The following is a 19,433-nucleotide window of genomic DNA, read 5'->3' on the forward strand; positions in this document are numbered from 1 at the left end:
CGATGCTACGGGTGCCCGGAAAGGGACGGCGCCGCGTTCCTACCGCAGGGCGGGAACGCGCGGGCCGTACTTGGCCAGCAGCGCGGCGTTGGCCTCGTCGCCACCGTCCACGTTGGAGCTGCGCCACAGCGGGATCTCGACGCCCTGCGCCGCACCGAGGTCCACGACCTCGGCGAGGACGAGGTTCCACAGGAACGCGTTGATCACTGTGGACAGTGGCGCGGTCCGCGGCGCGTCCGGCGGGTAGCTCGAGTCGCCGGGGCGGACGTGGGAGTCGAGCACGATGCTCGCTTCTTCGATCAGCGTCGTCGCCGAGCGCTTCGGCGCCGCGGCCACGGACGCGGCCGAACTCACCGCGATGACCGACGCCCCGCGTGCCCGCGCCCCGGCGGCCAGCTCGACCGGGTACGGGTTGACGCCCGAGGTCGAGAACACCACCAGCAGGTCGTCGGGTCCCGGCGCGCGCTCGGCCAGTACCTCTTCGGCCAGCCCGGAGCGGCGTTCGGTCCTGGTGCTGTGCTGCGCGCCGTGCAGCGGCAGGAGTTCGGGGTGGTACACCGGATACACGCAGGCGAGGCCGCCGGCGCGGTAGAAGGTCTCGGCGACCGCGGCCAGCGAGTGCCCCGCGCCGGCGGTGAACACCAGCGCGTCCGCCCGGATGACCCCCAGTACCAGCTCGGCCGCTTTCCGGATCTGCTCCGCGTTACCCCGTTCGGCTTCCGCGAGCCGTTCGGCGACGTCTGCATAACGTTCGGTGGTGCTCACCACATCCGCCCTTCCGTCTGGAGGTCAGCGACGAATGTATCGCGTGGACCAATGGCCGAAGTGGAATACATCGGGTCATGATCGAGGTTGACCCGATCGCTGCGGCCGGGTTTCGGAGACTGGAGGGTCCAGGGTGAGCGAGGCTGATCCCGCGGTGCGGACTTGGCGAGCGCGTGGCCGGGCGGAAGCCGTGGTGCTGGTACTGCACGGCGGTGCCGAGCACAGTCATGCCCGCGTGGCGCCGTGGCGGCTGGCGTACCAGCGGATGGTGCCGCTGGCGAAGGACGTCCACCGGGCGGGCCGGGGGCACGGGGTCGAGGTCCGGCTCCTGCGCAACCGGATCTACGGCTGGAACGACACGGGCACCGACGCGCTCGCGGACGCGCGCTGGGCCCTGGAACGGATCCGCGCGGACCATCCCGGGGTGCCGGTGATCCTCGTCGGCCACTCGATGGGGGGACGGGTCGCGCTGCGCGTCGCGGACGACCCCGCCGTCGTGGGGGTCTGCGCGCTGGCGCCGTGGACACCACCGGGTGAACCGATCGGGGCCGTCGAAGGCCGTTCCGTGGTCATCGTGCACGGGACCAAGGACCGGATGACCGATCCGGTGGCCTCCCACGCTTTCGCGGAACGCGCCGAAAAGGTGACATCGCGGTCCGCGCGATTCGAAATCGATGGCGAGGGGCACGCGATGCTGCGACGGTCTCGAGTGTGGAACCGGCTCGTACGGGCTTTCACCCTCGAGCTGATCGAAGCGGGGGGAACTGACGAAACGGTGAGCGCGGCCTGGAACCGGCCGAGCTCCGAGCGGCTGCGGATCCCGGTCTGACCGGGTGGGAGGGAGCACCTATGTCCACCTCGAGCGTCGACCGGGCGGCAGGTCCGTCCGGCCTGCCCGTCCCTGACGAAACCCGGTGGCCGGGACTGGCCACGCCACCGCATTCCCCGTTACGGGCGCGGATCGCCGAGCAGTTGTTCCGGCAGGCGATCCGCCCGCTGAACGTTCGCGTGCGCATGCCCGACGGCTCACATCTCGGTGCGGGCGGTCCGGACGCGCCCGAGATGCGGCTCAACCGTCCCGCCGCCTTCTTCCACCGCCTCGGCGTCGACGCGAAGATCGGCTTCGGCGAGGCATACATGGTCGGCGACTGGACGAGCGACGCGCTCGCCGAGGTGCTGACCCCGTTCGCGGAGCGGATGGCGACGCTCATCCCTCCGCTGCTGCAACGGTTCCGCCGGTTCGTCGATCGCGGTCATCCCCCGGAGGAGGAGAACACCATCGAGGGGTCGCGGGCGAACATCCATCGCCACTACGACCTGTCCAACGAGCTGTTCGGCGCCTTCCTTGACCCGTCGATGATGTACTCGTCGGCGTTGTTCGGCCCGGGCGACGACCTCACCACCGCGCAGCACCGCAAGATCGACAGCGTCCTCGACTACGCCGGGGTCCGCGGGGGCAGCACGGTGCTCGAGATCGGCACCGGCTGGGGTGAACTCTCGATCCGGGCGGCCGCGCGCGGGGCACGGGTCACGTCGTTGACCATTTCCCGGGAACAGGCCGCGCTGGCGACCGAACGGATCGCGGCGGCGGGGTTCGCCGACCGGGTCGACGTCCGGCTCTGCGACTACCGCGACTCCACCGGCGAGTACGACGCGGTGGTCAGCGTCGAGATGATCGAGGCCGTCGGCGAGTCCTACTGGCCCACGTTCTTCGAGACCATCGGAAAGCGGCTGAAGCCGGGCGGCCGGTTCGGGCTCCAGGCCATCACCATGGACCACGAACGCATGCTCGCCGCGGCCCGTTCGTACACCTGGGTGCACAAGTACATCTTCCCCGGCGGGCTCATCCCGTCGACCACCTCGGTCGAACAGGGCATGCTGGAGCACACCCGCCTGAAACTGCAGGGGGTGCGCGAGTTCGGCCAGGACTACGCCCACACGTTGCGACTGTGGCGGGAGAAGTTCACCCAGCGGTGGGACGAAATCACCGAACTCGGTTTCGACGACGTGTTCAAACGGATGTGGGAGTTCTATCTGGCTTACTCCGAAGCGGGGTTCCGTTCGGGGTATCTGAAGGTCCACCAGTTCGGATTCGCCGACAACGGGCGGTGAACGCCACCCAACCGATGCGGGGTGCCGGACGTCCTTCACCTAGGGTCTGCGGTTGACTGGGCCCCACACGCGAAATCGGGACGGGTGATTCGGCATGACGTATGGAGGCGACGACCGAGGGCGACGGATGCCGCCACAACGGCCGCCGTCCGGCCGCCCCCGGCAGCACCAGCCCGCGCAGATGATGCCGCTGCCGGGCCGGGGGAGCAGCCCGTACGACGAACGGACGGCGCCGATGGGCCACGGGGGCGGGGAACGCCCCGGTGGCCCGCCACCGCGCCGTCCAGGGCCGCCGCAGCCCCCTCCCGGCCGTCCGGCCGGCGAGGCGCGCCCGCCGCGTCGTCGTCGCTGGGGCTTCGGCCGGGTGCTGCTCACGTTGCTGACCGTGTTCGTGCTGTTCCTGGCCGGCGTCTGGGTGTACCTGGAGTTCTCCATCAACCGCGTCGACGCGCTGGCCGACTACGCCGGCCGCCCCGCCGCGGCCGAGGGCACCAACTGGCTGATCGTGGGCTCCGACAGCCGGGACGGGCTGACGCCGGAGGAGCAGGAGAAACTGGTCACCGGCGACAGCAAGGCCGCCGGCGGCGGCAGGCGGACCGACACCATCATGGTCGCGCACATCCCGGACAACAGCACCAAGCCGACGCTGCTGAGCCTGCCGCGTGACTCCCAGGTGAAGATCCCCGGCCACGGTACGAACAAGATCAACGCCGCGTTCTCGATCGGCGGCCCGGCGCTGCTCGCGCAGACCGTCGAAGGCGCTACCGGCCTGCGCATCGACCACTACGCCGAGATCGGCTTCGGCGGGTTCGCCAAGATCGTCGACGCCGTCGGCGGGGTCCACATGTGCGTCGAGAAGCCGATGGAGGACACCCTCACCGGGATCAAGATCGCGCCGGGCTGCCAGGACCTCCAGGGCCCGCAGGCACTCGGGTTCGTCCGCATGCGGCACAGTGCGGCCACCCCGCGATCGGACCTCGACCGCGTCGCCAACCAGCGGAAGTTCATCGGCGCGCTGGTCAGCGAGATCGGCAGCCCCGGCACGCTGCTGAACCCGTTCTCGCTGTTCCCGCTGCTGTCGACCGCGCCCGACGCGCTGACGATGGATTCCGGCGACCACGTGCACAACCTGGTGGGGCTGGCGCTGGCCATGCGCGGGATCTCGTCGGGCGGTGTGGTCACCACGACGGTGCCGGTGACCAACGGGTCGGCGGAGAACTGGGACAAGACCAAGTCGAAGCTGCTGTTCGACGCGCTGAAGAACGACACGGACATCCCGGACAGCGCGATCCTCACGTGATCTGCCAGTGAGGTCCTGAGTGGCGGGACCAAGGCCGGCCCGGGGCTGAAGGGCGCTTTCCCCGCATGTGATGCGAGGAAAGCGCCCTTCGCCGCGTGCGATGCGAGGAAAGGCCCCTTCATCGCGTGCCCGGAACCCACCACCTGCGGCGAGCGAAAAGCGGAGGCGTTCCTCGACGCCCTCCGTCACCATGGAGCGATGGAAGCGCCAGCCGAGACCCTCGCCGACGACGTCATCGTCCTGCGCCGCTGGGCGCCGGAGCAGCTCGACACGTTGGCGGCCGTCGCGGGGGATTCCGCCGGGCACATCGGCGCCTGGCTGATCTGGGCCTCGAACGGCTACAGCACCGAGGAGGCCGCCGAGTTCCTCGAAACCACCGCGCGGAACTGGGCCGAGGGCAAGACCTACGACTTCGCCATCTTCGCCGGAGGTGAGGTCGCCGGCGGCACGGGCATGATCGTCCGGCCGGACGGGGTCGAGATCGGCTACTGGCTGACTCGCCACCACACCGGCCGGGGACTCGCGACGAGGACCGCCCGGCTGCTGACCGCCGAGGCCTTCCGCCTCGGCGCGGCGGAGGTGCTGATCCGGCACGACGAGAAGAACGTCGCGAGCGGCGCCGTGCCCGCGCGGCTGGGGTTCACGATGACCGGCGCCGAGACCGTCGAACCGCCGCTCGCCCCCGCCTGCACGGGTGTCAACCGGATCTGGCGGCTCAAGCGTCCTTGAGACAAGGGCGACGGACGCCTAACCCTCAGCGGTCTTGCGCTCACGCAAGGCCGCCAGGGCCTTGTCCGCGTGCACGGTGAACTTCAGTTCGCTCTTGATCACCTCGAGCACCTTGCGGTCGGTGTCGATGACGAACGTGTGCCGTTTGGCGTGCAGCGGACTGAACTTCCGCCAGACGCCGAACTGCCTGGCCACCACACCGTCCACATCGGACAGCAGCGGGTAGTCGAAGCCGTGCTTGGCCGAGAACTCCTGCTGCTTGGCGACGGCGTCCGGGCTGATCCCGACGCGGTGCGCGCCGACTTCGGCGAATTCCGCGGCGAGATCGCGGAAGTGGCAGCTTTCCGCCGTACAGCCACTGGTCATCGCGGCGGGGTAGAAGAACAGCACGACCGGGCCGGACGAGAGGAAGTCCGACAGCGTGCGCTCCTCGCCCTTGTCGTCGGGCAGGGTGAAGTCCGGGGCGATGTCACCTTGGTCCATGGACGGATCCTGTCACGTCAGTGGGCGTGCCGTTCGATCAGTTCGTCGACCTCGTCCCCGGTCGCGGAATCGGCGACGAACGGGCCGCGTGCGGCGAGTACGCCGTACCGTCGCAGCCGCTCGGCCTGTTCGTGACTGCGGACGCCTTCCGCGCCGATGCGCAGCTTCAGTTCCTTGGCACGCGCGACCAGCTGGCACAGATGCCGTACGTCGGCCTCGTCCTCGCGGTCGGCCAGCGCGTCGACCACCGCGCCGGAGAGGATCACGTGGCGGACCGGCAGCCGGTGCTGCGGGATGAGCTCCAGATCGGCCGAACCGGAGATGGTCAGCACCAGCTGGGCACCCAGATCGGACAGCACCGCGAAGGAGTCCAGTACCTCGCCGCACCGCGGGTCGAGGACGGATTCGCGGTCCGTGCAGAGCCGCAGTGCCTGTGCGGGCAGGTTGTGGCGGTCGAGCTGTTCCTTCACCAGCAGTACCAGGTCGGGGTCGATCGCGAGCCGGTTCGGCAGCCGCACGCAGACGTCCGGGGCGGCGTCGCCGAACCGGTTCCGCCAGCGCGCGGTGGCGGCGAGCGATTCGGCCAGCAGCCATCGGCCGAGCGGGATGGTCATCCCGGTGATCTGCGCCAGCGGGTAGAACTCGTCGGAGTCCAGTTCGCCCTTCTCCGGATGGTTCCACCGCAGCCCGGCGTTGACCGCGGCCAGCTGATCCGGGCTAGCGAGTTTCACCGTCGGCTGGTAGATCAGCGAGAACTCGCCGTTTTCGAGTGCGCCCGCGATGACGGCGCCGAGCTGGTAGCGGCCGCGGTCGCGCGCGTCGAGTTCGGGATCGAACAGCATCCACTGCGCCTTGCCCGCCTCCTTGGCCCGGTGCAGGGCGATCTCCGCGGCCCGGAGCAGGTCTTCCTGCCTGCTTTCGGTGACCGGCCGGACGACGATGCCGGCGCTCGCGCTGACCCCGATGCCGTGCCCGCCGACGTAGATGGGCTCGGCCAGTTCCTCCAGCGCCTGCTCGACCAGGCCGATCACCTGGGTCGGCGAGAACTCGCCGCGCAGCAGGACGGCGAATCCGTCACCGGACAGCCGTGCGACGGAACCCTCGTGCGTGCCGGTGAACACGCTCTTGAGCTTGTTCGCGACGCCGCGCAGCACCTGGTCGCCGACACCGGCGCCGAGCCCGTCGTTGATCACCTTGAAGCCGTCGACGTCGAGATAGACGAGCGCGACCTGATCGCCGCCGGAACCGGCCAGCGCGGTTTCGAGCGCGTTGCCGAACGCGGTGGCGTTCGGCAGGCCGGTCAGCGGGTCGTGCACGTTCTGGTGCCGCAGCCGTTCCTGCAGCAGGTGGATCTCGTTGGCGTCGGCGACCATCAGCACCGGATAGGACGAGCCGGGCCGGTCACCGGGGAGGTCGGTCAGGGTCACGTCGACCCACAGAGTGCCTTCCTCGCTGTGCTTCAGCAGCAGGCGGTCCTGCTGGATCTGCCGTCCGAGTTCCCTGAGCTGGGACAGCCCGTTCCGCAGCCGGGCGATGTCGTGGTCGGCGGAGCCGAGGTCGGGAATGGCCCGCCCGCGCAGCGTGGTGGGAGAGCAGCCGAGCAGCTTGCCGAGCGCCTCGTTGGCCTCGACGATCTTGCCGTCGGAGTCGGCGAGCGCGATCCCGACGGGGGAGGCGGAATAGAGCTTGGTGAAGCGCAATACGGCGGCCTGGTGGTCAGGCTCGCTCCGCACGGCGTCCTGGGCGACGCCGAGCAGGAGCTGTTCGAGTTGCTCTTGGGGAAGCGATACTCCTTTAGTGTCAGCGAGCGTCGCGGCCCATCTCCGAGCGACGTCCACCAACCCTGGCGTGGCACCAGGCTCAGGCACACTTCACCTCTTCATGCGCGGTTAATGGCCAGCTCAGACGGGATGTCCGGGCTCAGGGACCCACACTAGGTATGAGCCGACCGGGAATAGTGCCACGGCATCACGCGCGATCCGGGGTGTCTACCGGCTGAAAGGGTGATGGCCACTACACGAGTGGTGACCGGAAGTTACCAAGAGTACTCGTTCGTGTTGTCCCGTTCGCCGGGATTCAGCGTGGTGCGAGCCGGATCGGCAGGCTGTCCGCGGGAACGGGCAGCGAGACGTAGTCCCAGCGGGCGGTGTAGTCCCCGGGGACCGACCAGCGATACGCCCGCAGCATCTCGTGCAGCAGCGCCTTCACCTCGAACGTGCCGAAATGCAGGCCGATGCACTTGTGCGCGCCGCCGCCGAACGGCATCCACGCGTAGCGGTGCGACTTGTCCTCGCGGCGTTCCTCGCCGAAGCGGTCCGGATCGAAGCGCATCGGGTCGGTCCAGTGCTCCGGTGCGAAATGGTTGACGGTGGGGGAGACCCCGACCAGTGTCCCTTCGGGAATGAAATGCCCGAGAACCTCGGTGTCCTTCACGGTTTTCCTTGCCAGGGAAGGTACCGGGGCGACCAGGCGCAGGGATTCCTTGATGACCAGGTCGAGAGTCGTCAGGGTCTCCAGCGCCTCGATGTCCGGCACGTCGTCGCCGAGCGCGAGGGACTCTTGGCGCGCGCGTTCCTGCCAGTCCGGGTTCTTGGCGAGGTGGTAGACGGCGGCGGCGCTGGTGATGGTCGAGGTGTCGTGCGCGGCCATCATCAGGAAGATCATGTGGTTGACGACGTCGGCGTCGGTGAAGCGGTCACCGTCTTCGGTGGTGGCGTGGCACAACGCGGTGAAGAGGTCGTCGCCGTCGCTTCGCCGTTTCGCGGGCAGGTTCGCCGAAAAGTAGCGTTCGAGTACCTTGCGGCCGTGCAGACCCGCCGCCCAGCGGCCGCCGGGCACGGGGAAGCGCACGATGGCCGTGCCCGCGCGCACGGAGTTCACGAACGCGCGGTTGATCGCGGCCGCGTCGTCGCCGGACCGCATGCCCATGAACACGCGCGTCGCGACGTCGAGCGTGAGTTGCTTGAGGGACCAGTAGATCCGCGGGTTCGGCTTGTCCGACCAGGTCGCGACGCCCTCGCGCAGCGCCGGTCCCATCTGGTCGACGTAGCCGGTGAGCCGTTGGCGGGTGAACGCCGCCTGCATGATCCGGCGGTGCAGATGGTGCTCGCCGAAGTCGAGCAGCATCAGGCCGCGGTCGAAGAACTGCTCGATGAAGAACTTCCAGCCCTCCTGGGAGAAGGCCTTGTCCTTGTTCACCAACGCGATCTGGGTGGCCTCCGGGCCGGAGAGGGCGACGATGCGGCGGCCGAACGCGCCCATCCAGGACACCGGGCCGTAGGTTTCGTAGCGTTTGAGGCCGAATTCGATGCCGAACCGCATGAAGTCCAGTGCGTGCCCGATGACCGGCGGGCCTTCGTCGCCGAGGACGGGCTTGAGGCCGGGCGGGGCGGGCGCGAGTTCACGGACCGGCCAGGTCGCGCCGAGCCAGCGCTGGTCGACCGAACGCGGCAGGGGGATCGACGTGAGCGGCGGAACCCGCTCGCGCAGCGCCCCGGTGACCTTTTCGACCGTGCTCGCCATGGTGACCATCTCCCCGCTGAGATCGGCTACCGCCCCACCATCGCATCCTTATTGACGTCCTGACAATACCTCGAAGGAAGTCCGTGAAGGCCTCCTTCCCTACCTTCAGAGTAGGGAAGGAGGCCTTCACGGAACGGTCAGGCGAGTTCGGACCGGACCGCGCGCGCGGCCGCGACCAGGTTCCGCAGGGCGGGCTCGACCTCGGCGTAGCCGCGGGTCTTCAGCCCGCAGTCCGGGTTGACCCAGATCCGCTCGGCGGGCACGGCGCCGACGGCGGTCCGCAACAACCCGCCGACCTCGTCGACACCGGGAACGCGTGGCGAGTGGATGTCGTACACGCCCGGCCCGACGCCGCGGCCGAAGCCCGCCGCACCGAGATCGGTGACGACCTCCATTTTCGACCGGGCGGCCTCGATGCTGGTGACGTCGGCATCGAGCGCGTCGATCGCCTTGACCACGTCGCCGAACTCCGAATAGCACATATGCGTGTGGATCTGCGTCGCGTCGTCGATCCCGGACGTCGCCAGCCGGAACGACGAGACCGCCCAGGCGAAGTACGCCTCGTGCGCCGCGGCCCGCAGGGGGAGCAGCTCCCGCAGCGCCGGCTCATCCACCTGGATCACGCGGATCCCGGCCTCCTGAAGATCGTGCACCTCGTCGCGGATGGCCAGCGCGACCTGGCGGGCGGTCTCGCCCAGTGGCTGGTCGTCGCGGACGAACGACCACGCCAGGATCGTCACCGGCCCGGTCAGCATCCCCTTGACCGGCTTCGCGGTCAGACTCTGCGCGTAGCGCGCCCAAGCGACCGTCATCGGTTCGGGCCGCGAGACGTCGCCGTACAGGATCGGCGGCCGGACACAGCGGGAACCGTAGGACTGCACCCAGCCGAAGTCGGTGGCGGCGAATCCGGCCAGCCGCTCGGCGAAGTACTGCACCATGTCGTTGCGCTCGGGCTCGCCGTGCACCAGCACGTCCAGGCCGAGGTCCTCCTGCAGCCGGACGACCCGCTCGATTTCCGCCTTCATCGCGGCTTCGTAACCCGCGTCGTCCAGCGAACCCGCCTTGTGCGCGGCGCGTGCCTTCCGGACTTCGGTGGTCTGCGGGAACGAGCCGATCGTCGTGCTCGGCAACGGCGGCAGCTCCAGTGCGGCCTGCTGGGCGGCCGCCCGCCGCGCGTAGGGGGAGCGGACGGTGTCCTCGGGGCGCAGAGCCTCCAGCCGGGCGCGTATCCCGGCGTCGGCCAGGTCGGCCGCCGTGGCCCGGTCCGCGGCGGCGGCACGGGCGGCGGACAGGTCGACGCCCTCCTCCTTCAGCGCCCGGCCGAGCAGGACGACCTCGTCGACCTTCTGTTTCGCGAAGGCGAGCCAGCCCTTCAGGCGCGGATGGAGCCCGGTCTCGCGCTCGACGTCGTAAGGCACGTGCAGCAGCGAGCACGACGTCGAGACGCTGACCGCTTTCGCGGTGCCGAGCAGTGTCGCCGCCCGGCTGAGCGCGCGGGCCGGGTCGGTGCGCCAGACGTTGCGCCCGTCCACGACCCCGGCCAGGACCTCCTTGTCGCGCAAGGCGGGCTCGGCCGCGACAGCGTCCACAAAGGACTCATCGGTGACGAGGTCGACGGCGATCGCGTCGATCGGGGAGCGGGCGAGCACGCCCAGCCCGCGGCCGAGGCCGCCGAAGTAGCCCGCGACCAGGATCTTCGGCCGCGCCGTCGCCTTCGCGAGCCGGTGATAGGCGCGGATGAGGGCGTTGAGTTCCTGCTCGGTGCGATCGGCCGCGAAGGCGGGTTCGTCGAACTGAACCCACTCGACGCCTTCGTCGTGCAGCCGCCGCAGCAGCTCGACATAGCCGTCGAGGAGATTGTCGAGCAGTTCCAGCGGGCGGAAACCCTCAGGAGCGCTCTCGGCGGCCTTGGCGAGCAGCAGGAAGGTCACCGGCCCCACCAGTACCGGCCGTGTCTCGACACCGATCGCGCGGGACTCGCGGTACTCGTCCAGCGGTTTGGTACCGGTGAGCGAGAACGTCGTGTCCGGGCCGAGTTCGGGAACGAGGTAGTGGTAGTTGGTGTCGAACCACTTCGTCATCTCCAGCGCCGGCGCGTCCTGCACCCCGCGCGCGGCGGCGAAGTAGGTGTCGAGCGGTGAGAGGCCGAGGTCGGTGAAGCGTTCCGGCAGCGCGCCGAACAGCTCGGCGGTGTCGAGCACCTGGTCGTAGTGGGAGAAGGTGTTGGAGGGGACGGAATCCAGTCCGGCGTCCTTGAGCTCCCGCCAGGTCCGCGTGCGCAGCGCACGGCCGGTCTCCAGGAGCGCGGCCTCGTCGATCTTGCCCGCCCAGTAGCGTTCGAGCGCTCGTTTGAGTTCCCGGTCCGGTCCGATCCGGGGATAGCCCAGCACAGTGGTGCCGATTTCGGTCACAGCTCTCTCCTCGCGAGCTTGTCGGGGAGCCCGGAGCGCGCGCGGGAATGACCGCCGTTCGGTCGTGCCCATCCCACGAGGCCCGGACTCACGCACGCCGTCGGCGCGCGTACCACGGGCAGGTCTTCGGACTCGTGGGCGAAACGCTCGCTCCTACCGGCCGTCGCTTCCCGGGTCGCCATGACCCAGTGCTTTACCGTGTCTCGCACGGTGACGGCTTTCGTTCCCACATACCGCTGCGGGGCAGTCCCGGATTCCCACCGGGTTCCCTGTTACCTCGACCGGCCTGGGAGGCCGGGCGAACCAGTAGCACTGTGGAGCGTACTCAGTCGAGCCTCGTGAGTGGTAATGACGGTTAGAACCATCACTACCACTCACGAGGCGCGTGAAAAGGCCCGCCCGGCGCGAGTGCGCGGGGCGGGCCTTTCCTCGGCTCAGGTGATCAGTCCCAGTCGAGGGCGCCACCGGACTGGTACTCGATGACGCGGGTCTCGAAGAAGTTCTTCTCCTTCTTGAGGTCCATCGCCTCCGACATCCACGGGAACGGGTTCTCCGTCTCGCCGAAGATCGGCGCGAGGCCGATCTGCTGCGCCCGCCGGTCGGTGATGAAGTGCATGTACTGCTCGATCAGCTCGGCCGAGAGCCCGAGCATGCCGCGCGGCATGGTGTCGCGGGCGTAGGCGACCTCGAGTTCGCACGCCTCGGTCAGCATCGTCCGGATCTCCGCCTGGAACTCCTCGGTCCACAGGTGCGGGTTCTCGATCTTGATCTGGTTGATGCAGTCGATGCCGAAGTTCAGGTGGATCGACTCGTCGCGCAGGATGTACTGGTACTGCTCGGCGATCCCGATCATCTTGTTCCGGCGGCCGAGCGAGAGGATCTGCGCGAAGCCGGTGTAGAACCACATGCCTTCGAAGATCACGTAGAACGCGACCAGGTCCCGCAGGAAGTTCTGGTCGGCTTCGGGGGTGCCGGTCTCGAAGTCCGGGTTCTCCAGGTTCTGCGTGTACTTCAGCGCCCACGCGTCCTTGTCCGAGATGGACGGGACCTCGCGGTACATGTTGAACAGCTCGCCCTCGACCAGGCCGAGGCTCTCGCAGATGTACTGGAAGGTGTGCGTGTGCACGGCCTCCTCGAACGCCTGGCGCAGCAGGTACTGGCGGCATTCGGGGTTGGTGATCTGCCGGTACACCGCGAGCACGATGTTGTTGGCCACCAGCGATTCCGCGGTGGCGAAGAAGCCGAGGTTGCGCTTGAGCATGGTGCGCTCGTCCTCGGTGAGGCCGTCGGGCGACTTCCACAGCGCGATGTCGGCCTGCATGGCGACCTCGGTCGGCATCCAGTGGTTGTTGCAGCCGGCGAGGTACTTCTCCCAGGCCCAGGTGTACTTCATCGGCAGCAGCTGGTTGACGTCGGCGCGGGCGTTGATCATCCGCTTGTCGTCGACGTTGATGCGGGCGGCGCCGACTTCGATCTCACCGAGGCCGGTGGCGTCGGTCGAAGCGTCAAAGGTGGTCATCAAGGCTCACTTCACGATTCGGGGGTCGTGAGTGGTAATGACGGTTAGAACCGTCATTACCACTCACGAGGGCGGCTTACTGGCAGGCTTCGCAGTCGGGGTCGTCGATGCGGCAGGCCGCGCCGTCGGTGGCGACGAAGTCGACGTCGGCGACCTGCGGCATCTCCTTCGGCTCCGGCTTGGCTGCCGGTGCCGGAGCGGTCACCGGGACGGCCGGGACCGCGGCGGCGGGCGACGGCGAGACCGCGGCGGAAGCCGACGGGGCGGGCGGGGCCGCAGGGGCCGGTGCCGGTGCGGCGGCCTTCGGCGTGGGCGGGGCCGGGGTGGCCGAGACCGCGTTCAGCTTGCCGTCGGTGCCGCGCAGGGTGCTCTTCTCCACGTGCGTCGCGGACCGCGCCCGCAGGTAGTACGTGGTCTTGAGGCCCTTGTGCCAGGCGTAGCGGTACAGCTCGTCGAGCTTGCGGCCGCTGGGCGCCGCGATGTACAGGTTCAGCGACTGCGCCTGGTCGATCCACTTCTGGCGCCGCGAACCGGCGTCCACCAGCCACTTCGACTCGATCTCGAAAGCGGTGGCGTACAGCGCCTTCAGGTCGTCGGGCACGCGGTCGATCTGGCCGAGGCTGCCGTCGAAGTACTTCAGGTCCGACACCATGACCTCGTCCCACAGCCCGCGCTCCTTGAGCGAGCGGACCAGGTGCGGGTTCACCACGGTGAAGTCGCCGGACATGTTCGACTTGACGAACAGGTTCTGGAACAGCGGCTCGATCGACTGCCCGACCCCGCAGATGTTGGAGATCGTCGCGGTCGGCGCGATCGCCATCACGTTGGAGTTGCGCATGCCGACGGTCTTGACTCGCTCCCGCAGCGGCGCCCAGTCCAAAGTGGACGAGGTGTCGACGTCGAGCGCGTCGCCCTGCCGGGCGTCGATCAACAGCTGCAGCGAGTCGATCGGCAGGATTCCCTTGCTCCACAAGGAACCCTCGAACGTCTGGTACTGGCCGCGCTCCTCGGCGAGGTCGGTCGAAGCCGAGATCGCGTAGTAGCTGATGTGCTCCATGCTGGTGTCCGCGAACTGGACGGCCTCGTCCGAGGACAGCGGCACGCCGATCTCGAACAGCGCGTCCTGGAAGCCCATCAGGCCCAGCCCGATCGGGCGGTGACGCAGGTTGGAGCGGCGCGCTTCCGGGATCGTGTAGAAGTTGATGTCGATCACGTTGTCGAGCATGCGGACCGCGGTGCGCACGGTCTTCTCGAGGCGCTTCGTGTCGAGGCCCTCGGGGGTGACGTGCTTGAGCAGGTTCACCGAACCGAGGTTGCAGACCGCGACTTCGTCGGTGGTGGTGTTCAGGGTGATCTCGGTGCACAGGTTGGACGAGTGCACGACACCCACATGCTGCTGCGGCGAACGCAGGTTGCACGGGTCCTTGAAGGTGATCCACGGGTGGCCGGTCTCGAACAGCATGGTCAGCATGCGGCGCCACAGGTCGACCGCGCGGACCTTGCGGAACACCTTCATCTCGCCACGCTCGGCGGCGGCCTCGTACTCGCGGTAGCGCTCGGCGAACGCGGTGCCGTAGAGGTCGTGCAGATCCGGGGTCTCGTTCGGCGAGAACAGGGTCCACTGCGCGTCGGCCTCGACGCGGCGGAGGAACTCGTCCGGCACCCAGTTCGCGGTGTTCATGTCGTGCGTACGACGACGGTCGTCACCGGTGTTCTTGCGCAGGTCGAGGAATTCCTCGATGTCCACGTGCCAGGTCTCGAGGTACGCGCAGGCCGCGCCCTTGCGCTTGCCGCCCTGGTTCACCGCGACCGCGGTGTCGTTGGCGATCTTGAGGAACGGCACGACGCCCTGCGACTGGCCGTTGGTGCCCTTGATGTGCGCGCCGAGGCCGCGGACCGGGGTCCAGTCGTTGCCGAGACCGCCCGAGTACTTCGCCAGCAGCGCGTTGTTCTTGTACGCCTGGAAGATCGAGTCCAGGTCGTCGTCCACCGTGGTCAGGAAGCAGGACGACAGCTGCGGGCGGGTGGTGCCCGAGTTGAACAGCGTCGGGGTGGACGCCATGAAGTGGAACGACGACAGCAGTTCGTAGAACTCGATGGCGCGGTCTTCGCGGTTGTCCTCGCGGATGGCCAGGCCCATCGCGACGCGCATGAAGAACGCCTGCGGCAGCTCGAAACGGACGCCGTTGTGGTGCTGGAAGTACCGGTCGTACAGCGTCTGCAGGCCGAGGAAGCCGAAGTCGAGGTCACGTTCGGCGCGGATGGCCGAGGTGATCTTGTCCAGGTCGAAGGTCTGCAGCTCGGGGTTGACCAGCTCCAGTTCGATGGCGCGCTTGAGGTAGTCCCGGAAGTACTGCGGGTACCGCGCGGTCATCTCGTCCTGGCTGGCCTGCTGCGGAACGCCCGCGAGGTAGCTGAGCGCCTCGCCGCGGAGCTTGTCCGCCAGCAGCCGGGCGCTGACGTAGGAGTAGTTCGGCTCCTGCTCGACGAGCACGCGCGCGGCCATGATCTGGGCGAGGGCGAGTTCGTCGGCGCTGATGCCGTCGTAGAGGTTGCGCTTGGCCTCGGCCAGCACCGGCTCGGCCGAGACGTCCTCGAGTCCGGCGACGGCCTCGCCGACGACGTGCGAGACGCGGGCCCAGTCGAGCGGGCGGAGCGTGCCGTCGGCCGCCTTGACGCTGATGGCGACGTCGGAGGAGGCGGGCTTCTCGGCCTCGCGGGCCTTCGCGCGCTCATCGCGGTACAGGACGTAGGCGCGGGCGACCTTGTGGTGCTCGCCGCGCATCAGCGCGAGTTCGACGATGTCCTGGATCTGCTCGATGTGCAGCGCGGTCTCCGGACCGGCGTGGCGGAGCAGGGTGGTCTCGATCTGCTCGGTCAGTTCCTTGACCAGGTGGTGGATCCGCGACGAAGCGGCCGCGTCACCGCCCTCGACGGCGAGGAAGGCCTTGGTCACCGCGACCGAGATCTTGTTCGCGTCGAAGGGGGACACGCTGCCGTCCCGCCGGATGACTCGCACGGTCGCGGGCGTCGTGTCCGAAGACGAAGGCGGCCGCTGACCGGTTTCCACTGACATGCGTCACTCCACTGTGTCTCTCGAAAAAGGGCGCGTTGAAGCACCACAAGGCCTCACAAGGCCGTGCGCTGCAGGTTCACCAAGCTGTCCGACAACCGCTCCCGAGCGGTCTCCCCGTCGCTGGGCGATGTCGGTTCCCAGAGACTACATGTAGGGGTCGGAGGCTGCACGTGCCCCAATGGGTGGCGTGTCGCTGGCTCACCCTGCCGGGTTAGACGATCACGCTCAGCGGCTGGTCAGCCGCCGAAAACGATCTTGAAATCACGCAGGTGAGCGCTCAGGACGGGCCGCTGACCGGCGAGGAAGCCGAGTGGCCCGGAGTCGTTGATCCGCCAGTCCGCGGCCGCCGGATGCGGGCGAGCCGTCGCCCGGACGGGGCTGCGTTTGAGACGGCCGTCCAGCATCTGGACGACGTCGAAGGCGGCGGGCAGCTTCACCGGGAGGCTCGGGCGGGCGGTGAAGGCGGCCGTCGCGATCCAGTCCTCGTGAGTGGCCGCCGAGGCGGTGAAGGTCCGCCCATGGGTGAAGTCGAGCGCGGCGAGGTCCTTCGGGATGCCCCACAGCGCGCGCCCGCCGGCGAGCGAGACCTCGCTGTCGACCCAGATGTCGGTGATGGAGCTGGAGAGCCGCTCGCCCCGGACGGCCACCGTCGCCAGCAGTTCGTGGTACTGGAGCTGACCGGGCTCCTGGTAGTCGATCCAGGCCGTGAAGACCTGCGCGCGGCCGCCGACCACGATGGGCTCGGCCCCTTCGGGCAGGCCGGGAAGTTCGCTCACCGGGACACGCCAGACCGACAGGTACGCCTGGCCCGCCAGGTTCCACGGTTCCGGGGGATAGGCGGTCACGCGTTCCGCCAGGGCAGGTAGGCGGGCTGGTCGGTGTCGACACGCATGGAGAACTCCGGTGGTCGTTTCTGCAGGAAGGACATGACCCCCTCGACGGCGTCCGGGCTGGCGCCCAGGCCGCCGATCAGCCGTGAGTCCAGTTCGTGCACGGGGAACGGCGACGCGGCGCTCGCCATCCGGTACAGCAGCTGGCGGGTCACCGCGACCGACACGGGTGCCGTGGTCGTGGCTATCTCGTGAGCCAGTTCGCGGGCCTTGCCGAGTACCTCTCCCGGCTCGTGGACACTGTGGACCAGCCCGGCGCTCTTCGCCTCCTCGGCGCCGAAGACCCGGCCGCTGATCATCCAATCGAGTGCCGTGCCCATCCCCACCAGCCGGGGCAGGAACCACGCGGACGCGCCTTCGGGGTAGATCCCGCGGCGGACGAACACGAACCCGAACCGGGAATCGGTGGACGCCAGCCGGTAGTCGCACGACAGCGTGATCGTGATGCCGCCGCCGACGGCCGCGCCCCGCAGGGCCGCGATCACCGGTTTGTTCATCGTGAAGATCCGCTTCGAGCAGCGTCCCGCCGGTTCCTGCCAGGCCGCGTCCGGGCCGGTCTCCGGGTCGAAGTCGAAACCGCCCTGGGAAAGGTCGGCGCCCACCGAGAAATCCTTGCCGTTGCCGGTCAAGATCACCACCCGGACGTCTTCGTCGCGGTCGGCCCGGTCCATCGCGTCGCCGAGTTCGTCGGCCATGCGGATGGTGTAGCCGTTGCGGGCCTCGGGCCGGTCGAGCGTGACCGTCGCGACGCGATCGGCGACCTCGTAGGTGATTTCGGCGTACGCGCTCATGACGTGAAGGTAAGCCAACCCGAGTGTGTTGACAAGATGTCAATAAGGCTTCATTCGACGTCGTCCAGGTGGTCCGCGTAGTACTCGACCGCCCGCCGGTACCGCTGGACTCCCGCGTCGGCGCTGGTCGCCGCGAGCACCTTCAGCAGCGTTCCCGCGGCCTCGCGTGCTTCGCCGACGTTGTAGAGCGCCATGGCGAGGAACGTCCTCAGTGCCGCGTCGTCCGGGAACTCGTCCAGGCCGCGACGCAGGGTTTTGAGCGCTTCGTCGTAGCGGCCGAGTACGCGATACGTGCTGCCGAGTCCGACGAACACGCCGTGTCTGTCCTCTGTGGACAGCCCGTCGCCCGCCAGTGCCCTTTCGTAGAAGGGGGCGGCTTCGGCCTCCAGGCCGGCGGAATCGTGTGCCCACGCCGTCTGGTAGGCGATCACGGCGTCCCGCGGGTGCTGTTCCGTCAGTGCGATCAGCCGCAGGCGGGCCTCGTCGGTGCCTTGTTCCCGGAGCCGGATGGCTTCCTGTGCCTCGTTCATGCGGCGGCGCCGTCGAAGGGCGGATAGCTTTCGCCGCCGACACGCTCGGCCACGACGATGTACTCGGCCAGCGCGTCACGCGAACGCGCCAGCTTGGCCATCTGCTCGTCCAGACGTCCGAGGCGCTCTCGCATCGCGGCCAGCAGTTCGGGACAGCCGATCAGTTCGGGCTCCTCGCCGATCGCGCAGGGCAGGAGGTACGCGATGTCCTCGGACGACAGACCGGCGGCGAGCAGGTGGCGGATCTGCTTGACCCGCAGCAAGGCGGTCTCGTCGTACTCGCGGTAGCCGTTCGTGGCGCGGTCCGCCTCCAGGAGACCTTGGGCCTCGTAGTAGCGCAACTGATGGGCGTTGACGCCCGTCCGGTGACTCAGTTCACCGATCTTCATCGTTTCCCCACTTGACCTTCATACCGATATCAACGTTGACGATCGTGCCATGACAGACGCGAAAACCCCGGTATCGATCATCGGCCTCGGTCTCATGGGCACCGCGCTCGCCCGCGCGTTCCTGACGGCCGGGCATCCCACGACCGTGTGGAACAGGACCGCCGCCAAAGCGGACGCGCTCGTGGCCGACGGCGCCCGGCTCGCGCCCACGATCGGCGACGCGCTCGGTTCGGGCGGTGTGACGATCCTGTGCCTCACCGACTATTCGGCCGTCCGCGAACTGCTCGGCGGCGCCGAGCTGGCGGGCACCACCCTGCTCAACCTGACCTCGGGTGACTCCGCCCAGGCCCGGGAAACGGCCACCTGGGCGGAAAAACAGGGCGCCCGGTACCTGGACGGCGCGATCATGGCCGTCCCGTCGGCGATCGGGACCGACGAGGCGGTGATCCTGCTCAGCGGGCCGCGGCCGGACTTCGAGATCGGCGCGCTCGGCACGATCAGCCATCTCGGCGAGGACCCGGGGCTGGCTTCCCTCTACGACGTCGCCGGTCTGGCCATGATGTGGAGCATTCTGAACGCGTGGCTGCAGGGCACCGCGATGCTCAAGACGGCGGGCATCGACGCCGCGACCTACGCGCCGTTCGCGCAGCAGATCGCCGTCGGCGTCGCGGGCTGGCTGCCCGGGTACGCCGAGCAGGTCGACGCAGGCGCGTTCCCCGCGGAGGTGGCGGCCTTGGAGACCGACGCGCGGGCGATGGCGCATCTGGTCGAGGAGAGCGAGGCGCTCGGCGTCAACGCCGAACTGCCGAAGCTGCTGAAGGCGATGGCCGACCGCGCGATCGCCGCCGGACACGGCGGGGAGCAGTACCCCGTACTGATCGAAGAGTTCAGCCGCCCGGGCCGGTGAGTTAAGACG

16 protein-coding genes and 1 riboswitch are annotated in these 19,433 nt (G+C 68.8%); of the genes, 5 read left to right on the top strand and 11 right to left on the bottom strand.

All coding sequences use genetic code 11. The features are described 5' to 3' along the window. Positions 1 to 39: 39 nt before the first annotated feature. On the bottom strand, positions 40 to 768 hold the full coding sequence (locus L324_RS39195; RefSeq protein WP_037321068.1) for a sugar isomerase domain-containing protein: 729 nt from the start codon (positions 766 to 768) through the stop codon (positions 40 to 42). 130 nt (positions 769 to 898) lie between these two features. Between L324_RS39195 and L324_RS39200 the strand changes: the two genes are divergently transcribed. The 4 genes from L324_RS39200 (at position 899) to L324_RS39215 (ending at position 4,906) form a co-directional block, all read left to right on the top strand. After that, positions 899 to 1,594 carry an alpha/beta hydrolase gene (locus L324_RS39200; protein ID WP_037321069.1) on the top strand — a complete coding sequence of 232 codons (696 nt, stop codon included), beginning with the start codon at positions 899 to 901 and terminating at the stop codon, positions 1,592 to 1,594. Positions 1,595 to 1,614: 20 nt separating this feature from the next. Further along, positions 1,615 to 2,877 (top strand): SAM-dependent methyltransferase, encoded by a 1,263-nt coding sequence (locus L324_RS39205; protein ID WP_037321071.1) that lies wholly within the window; start codon positions 1,615 to 1,617, stop codon positions 2,875 to 2,877. 94 nt (positions 2,878 to 2,971) lie between these two features. Then, positions 2,972 to 4,177, top strand: coding sequence for an LCP family protein (locus L324_RS39210; RefSeq protein WP_037321073.1), 1,206 nt, complete (start codon positions 2,972 to 2,974; stop codon positions 4,175 to 4,177). 198 nt (positions 4,178 to 4,375) lie between these two features. Further along, on the top strand, positions 4,376 to 4,906 hold the full coding sequence (locus L324_RS39215; protein WP_037321075.1) for a GNAT family N-acetyltransferase: 531 nt from the start codon (positions 4,376 to 4,378) through the stop codon (positions 4,904 to 4,906). 18 nt (positions 4,907 to 4,924) lie between these two features. Here L324_RS39215 and L324_RS39220 read toward each other — a convergent pair whose 3' ends face one another. From L324_RS39220 to L324_RS39265, 10 genes are all read right to left on the bottom strand, one after another. After that, positions 4,925 to 5,389 (bottom strand): peroxiredoxin, encoded by a 465-nt coding sequence (locus L324_RS39220; RefSeq protein ID WP_037321077.1) that lies wholly within the window; start codon positions 5,387 to 5,389, stop codon positions 4,925 to 4,927. Between the two features lie 17 nt (positions 5,390 to 5,406). Continuing rightward, entirely contained in the window at positions 5,407 to 7,230 is a 1,824-nt protein-coding gene (locus L324_RS39225; protein ID WP_162835895.1) for a putative bifunctional diguanylate cyclase/phosphodiesterase, read from the bottom strand. Between the two features lie 235 nt (positions 7,231 to 7,465). After that, on the bottom strand, positions 7,466 to 8,911 hold the full coding sequence (locus L324_RS39230; RefSeq protein ID WP_173426454.1) for a cytochrome P450: 1,446 nt from the start codon (positions 8,909 to 8,911) through the stop codon (positions 7,466 to 7,468). 137 nt (positions 8,912 to 9,048) lie between these two features. Beyond that, on the bottom strand, positions 9,049 to 11,322 hold the full coding sequence (gene metE / locus L324_RS39235) for a 5-methyltetrahydropteroyltriglutamate--homocysteine S-methyltransferase (RefSeq protein ID WP_037321082.1): 2,274 nt from the start codon (positions 11,320 to 11,322) through the stop codon (positions 9,049 to 9,051). Between the two features lie 100 nt (positions 11,323 to 11,422). Next, positions 11,423 to 11,645, bottom strand: a riboswitch (cobalamin riboswitch). A 119-nt stretch (positions 11,646 to 11,764) separates the two neighbouring features. After that, on the bottom strand, positions 11,765 to 12,841 hold the full coding sequence (locus L324_RS39240) for a ribonucleotide-diphosphate reductase subunit beta (RefSeq protein ID WP_016333204.1): 1,077 nt from the start codon (positions 12,839 to 12,841) through the stop codon (positions 11,765 to 11,767). Between the two features lie 76 nt (positions 12,842 to 12,917). Then, complete coding sequence (locus L324_RS39245) at positions 12,918 to 15,917, bottom strand: ribonucleoside-diphosphate reductase subunit alpha (RefSeq protein ID WP_037321083.1); 3,000 nt, start codon at positions 15,915 to 15,917, stop codon at positions 12,918 to 12,920. A 236-nt stretch (positions 15,918 to 16,153) separates the two neighbouring features. After that, on the bottom strand, positions 16,154 to 16,762 hold the full coding sequence (locus tag L324_RS39250; protein ID WP_037321085.1) for an acetoacetate decarboxylase family protein: 609 nt from the start codon (positions 16,760 to 16,762) through the stop codon (positions 16,154 to 16,156). Then, positions 16,759 to 17,598: an enoyl-CoA hydratase-related protein gene (locus tag L324_RS39255; protein WP_037321193.1), complete on the bottom strand. Its 840-nt coding sequence runs from the start codon at positions 17,596 to 17,598 to the stop codon at positions 16,759 to 16,761. The genes L324_RS39250 and L324_RS39255 overlap by 4 nt, the downstream gene beginning before the upstream one ends. 50 nt (positions 17,599 to 17,648) lie before the next feature. Beyond that, the gene (locus tag L324_RS39260) at positions 17,649 to 18,128 is read right to left on the bottom strand and encodes a tetratricopeptide repeat protein (protein WP_037321087.1); all 480 of its coding nucleotides are present in this window, start codon (positions 18,126 to 18,128) and stop codon (positions 17,649 to 17,651) included. Continuing rightward, complete coding sequence (locus L324_RS39265; protein WP_037321090.1) at positions 18,125 to 18,517, bottom strand: MerR family transcriptional regulator; 393 nt, start codon at positions 18,515 to 18,517, stop codon at positions 18,125 to 18,127. The genes L324_RS39260 and L324_RS39265 overlap by 4 nt, the downstream gene beginning before the upstream one ends. 49 nt (positions 18,518 to 18,566) lie before the next feature. Between L324_RS39265 and L324_RS39270 the strand changes: the two genes are divergently transcribed. After that, entirely contained in the window at positions 18,567 to 19,424 is an 858-nt protein-coding gene (locus L324_RS39270) for an NAD(P)-dependent oxidoreductase (RefSeq protein WP_037321091.1), read from the top strand. The last annotated feature ends 9 nt before the right edge of the window (positions 19,425 to 19,433 follow it).

Origin of the sequence: Amycolatopsis orientalis DSM 40040 = KCTC 9412 (assembly GCF_000478275.1) — a bacterium.
GTDB classification, from domain to species: domain Bacteria; phylum Actinomycetota; class Actinomycetes; order Mycobacteriales; family Pseudonocardiaceae; genus Amycolatopsis; species Amycolatopsis orientalis.